Source organism: uncultured Cetobacterium sp., from assembly GCF_947039425.1.
Taxonomy (GTDB): domain Bacteria; phylum Fusobacteriota; class Fusobacteriia; order Fusobacteriales; family Fusobacteriaceae; genus Cetobacterium_A.
Genome location: NZ_CAMQYW010000174.1, coordinates 1 through 4165, shown reverse-complemented (window position 1 = coordinate 4165; position 4165 = coordinate 1). Strand labels below are relative to the sequence as shown.

The following is a 4165-nucleotide window of genomic DNA, read 5'->3' as shown; positions in this document are numbered from 1 at the left end:
TTTTTGTAAAAAAATAAAAGGAAATTTAAACTTTGTAAAGAATAATGTATCGAATAATATAATATAAATCAAATGAAAAGGAGAGGATTATTATAAAAAAGATACTAAGAATGGTTGTTTTATCTAGTGCTTTAATTGGATTAGTGGGGTGTACATCAATGGGGAAAACAGAAAATCATAATAAAATGGTAAAAGAGTGTATGACATGTGAAACAGCAAATGAGGAAACAGATGCATATTGCAATACATGTGGATCTTCTTTAAGAGGAGTAGACGCAAAATATTCAGATAAACAATCAGTATAATAAATAGATAAAAAAAACCATTATAACTAATGGTTTTTTTAATTTTTATTTATAAATTAATAAATAAAAGCAATTGTATTTTGAAGAAACTGTTTGATAATCAAAATTTTAAGAAAAAAATGTATTTTTTCCAATCAAAATATCTTGACTTTTTTTAGAAAATTAGATATATTACTAGTATAAATTAAAAATAAATTAGGAGGTATTAAAATGCACGTAATAGATAAAGATACTTGTATAGGTTGTGGAGCTTGTGAGGGAACTTGTCCAGTATCGGCAATAACTGCTGATGATAATGGGAAATATGAGATTGGAGATTCATGTGTTGATTGTGGAGCTTGCGAAGGTGTTTGCCCAGTATCAGCAATAACTGCATAGTTTTAATATCCATATGAAGATGAGACTTGGTTATCCAAGTCTTTTTTTGTATATTTGAAAAAGAGAGGTTAAAATGAAGTTAAATAAAAGCCAAAAAGAAGCTGTAGAACATATAGATGGGCCAATGTTAATTATAGCGGGTCCAGGATCTGGAAAAACAAGAACTTTAGTTGAAAGAGTAGTGAATATGGTTAAAAATAAAGGAATATCTCCCGATAAGATTTTAATAAGTACCTTTACAGAAAGAGCAGCTAGAGAATTGATTACAAGGATAACTTCAAGATTAAAAGATGAAAATATATATATGAACTCTCTTTATATTGGGACAATTCATTCTATATGTTTAAGGATAATAGATGAAAATATAGAATATTCTTTATTAAAAAAAGGATATAAAGTCTTAGAAACAATAGATCAGAAATTTTTTATTTTTTCTAAATTAAAATATTTTAAAGAAATTTTAGGATATAATGAATTTTTTATAAAAAAGTCATATATGAATTCTTGGAAACAGGGGGAGATTCTTTTAAAGTGGTTTAATAAGTTAAGTGAAGAGGGAATTGAAGAAACTGTTCTTAAGGAGAATATTAATTTAAAAATATCTTTTTTGGGAGAAGCTTTTGAAAAATATAAAAAGATATTATTGGAGGAGAATAAACTTGATTTTTCTATGATTCAATTGGAAGCATATAGAATTTTAAAAGAAAATAATATTGCTCTTGAAAATATTCAAAATAAAATAAATTATATTATGATAGATGAGTATCAAGATACAAATACAATTCAAGAAAAATTAATTTTTTTAATAGGAAATAAATTTAAAAATATATGTGTAGTTGGTGATGATGATCAAGGGATATATAGATTTAGAGGAGCTACAATAAAAAATATATTACAATTTGAAAGTAAGTTTCAAAATGAATGTAAAGTGGTAAAACTTGAAACTAATTATAGATCAGAAAAAAGTATTGTTTCTTTTTGTAAAGCTTGGATAGACAGTCTTTATTGGGATGGATTTAGACATGAAAAAAATCTAATTGTTCCTGAAGAAAAAGATAATGATGAAGCTAAAGTAGTAAGGCTGTCAGTTTCAGAATCTGAGAATACTTGGCAAGAAAGAATAGGAGAATTTTTAAAGTTTTTAAAAAATACAGGAAAAATAAAAGATTATAATCAAGTAGCATTTTTATTTAGGTCAGTAAAGAATAAAAAAATAGTTTCCTTAGCTCATTATTTAGAATATAAAGGCATAGGAGTGTATTCACCTAGATCTAATCTCTTTTTTTATAGAGATGAAATTAAAGAGATTATAGGTATATTTTTATATGTACTAATCAGAGAGGATAATAAAGTTTTTAAAACAGAGTATAAACTAGATATTGTTGATTATTATAAAAATTGTTTAAATATTTTAGAAAAAAAAATAAGAAAAGATTTAGATTATTTTAATCAATTGGAAAAATTAAAAATTGAGTATGAAAATTTAAAAGATGGTAAAAATGGATTATTAGAACTATTTTATGAAGTATTGGCTTTAAAAGGTATGGAAAGTTTTATAAAAAATGATTCTGAAGGAGTTTTAGAAAATAGAAAGTTATATAATATAGGTATATTTTCAAAAATAGTTGAAAAAGCAGACATTCTTTCAAGAAGTTCTAAAATAACAGAGGAAAATATTATAAAAATAACAGATTATTTCTTTTTAATGCATCTTAAATTTTTAAAGCAAAATGGAGTAGATGAATATGAAGATATTAAAGAGTTTGCTCCAAAAGGAGCTGTATCTTTTCTTACAATACATCAGTCTAAAGGTCTTGAATTTCCAGTTGTAATTGTAGGTTCTTTAGAGAGCTCACCAGAAAAAGAAAGAGATGAAGATGAGGAGATAGAAGAGATATTTTTAAAAAATGATTCTTTTGAACCAGAATATAGAATAAAAGAGTTTGATTTTTGGAGACTTTATTATACTGCATTTTCTAGAGCTAAAGATCTTTTAGTTTTAAGTTGTGTGGAAATATCAAAGGGGAAAAGAGAAGTTCCATCTCCTGCTTTTAAAAGAGTATATGAGATGTTACCAGACATTATTTCAAAAGAAGTAAATTTAGATAAGTTAAATATATCTGAGACTAATGATGTTCAATTAATGGATGCATTTTCTTGTACTTCTCATTATTTGAAATATGTTAATTGCCCATTTAAGTACAAAATGAATAAAATATTTGAGTTTAAAGGACTTAGAACTCCATCAACATTTTTTGGAAATTTAGTCCATCAAAGTTTAGAATTTATTAATAAAGAGTATTTAAATGGAGAGAAGATCTCACTTGAGGATGTAGAAAAAAATTATTTAAATGATTATGAAAATTTAAAAATATCTCAAGGAATAAAATTACCAGAAAAAATAGTTGAAGCAGGACTTGAGCAAGTAAAAAGATATTTAAAAGATGGTTTCGAGTTTTATAAAAATATTTCATATGTTGAAAAAGAACTACATATTCTTAAAGAAGATTACACTATTGAAGGTAAATTAGATTTAGTAATAGAGAAAGAAGGAGAGCTAATAGTTGTAGATTTTAAAACAGGCGATATGGAAAAAAGCTTAGAAAATTTAGAGGATTATAAATTTCAGATTAAGTTTTATTGTTGTTTATTACAAAAAAATACAGACAAGAAAGTAAAAGGTGGAGTTATTTATTTTGTAAAAGATGGAAGTAAAATAGACGTTGATTTTAATAATAATGAAGTAGAGGATATTTTAAAAAAATTTGATGAGATAATTAAGAAAATTCAAAATCAAAAATTTACCGAAAGAACACAAAATAAGAAAAAATGTTTAAATTGTGAATTTAAAAAGTACTGTTTTAGTGTAAATATGATATAATATAAAAAAAAATTAGGGTGGTAGTATGTATATAATATTAAAAAACAGTGCTACATCACAAGAAATAGAAACCTTAAAAAGCTATATTATAAATAATGGACATGGAGTAATTGAAACAACAGATTACAATGTTAAAAAAATAGGAATAATGGGTAAAAATGGTGGTGTAACAAAAGAAAGCTTAAAAAAGTTTTCAATAGTGGATGAAGTTGTAAAAATAGGAAAACCTTTTAAATTTGTAAGTAGCGAGTTTAAAAGTGAACCTAGTATTATTGAAGTAAAGGGAAGAAAAATAGGTGGAGATAACATGGTTATTATGGCAGGACCATGTTCTATTGAAAATAGAGAGATGATACTTGAAACTGCAAAAGTTATTAAAGAAAATGGATGCGAATATTTAAGAGGTGGAGCATATAAACCAAGAACTTCTCCCTATGATTTTCAAGGATTAGGTGAAGAGGGTTTAAAGTATATGAGAGAAGCGGCTGATAAATATGATTTAGTTATGGTAACAGAGGTTATGGATACTAGAGAGATTGAAATAGTGGGACAATATACAGATATATTTCAAGTTGGAGCTAGAAATATGCAAAACTTTAGT

3 protein-coding genes and 1 pseudogene are annotated in these 4165 nt (G+C 25.4%); all 4 read left to right on the top strand.

Annotation, left to right across the window (positions count from 1 at the left end; all coding sequences use genetic code 11):
• The first annotated feature begins 158 nt into the window (after nucleotides 1–158).
• Nucleotides 159–305: a hypothetical protein gene (locus Q0V09_RS08530; RefSeq protein WP_297488534.1), complete on the top strand. Its 147-nt coding sequence runs from the start codon at nucleotides 159–161 to the stop codon at nucleotides 303–305.
• A gap of 210 nt (nucleotides 306–515) precedes the next feature.
• The gene (locus tag Q0V09_RS08525; RefSeq protein ID WP_297404333.1) at nucleotides 516–683 is read left to right on the top strand and encodes an ATP-binding protein; all 168 of its coding nucleotides are present in this window, start codon (nucleotides 516–518) and stop codon (nucleotides 681–683) included.
• A gap of 73 nt (nucleotides 684–756) precedes the next feature.
• Complete coding sequence (gene cas4, locus Q0V09_RS08520) at nucleotides 757–3564, top strand: CRISPR-associated protein Cas4 (protein ID WP_297488531.1); 2808 nt, start codon at nucleotides 757–759, stop codon at nucleotides 3562–3564.
• 25 nt (nucleotides 3565–3589) lie between these two features.
• A pseudogene (locus Q0V09_RS08515) lies at nucleotides 3590–4165 on the top strand (3-deoxy-7-phosphoheptulonate synthase); the annotation flags it as partial.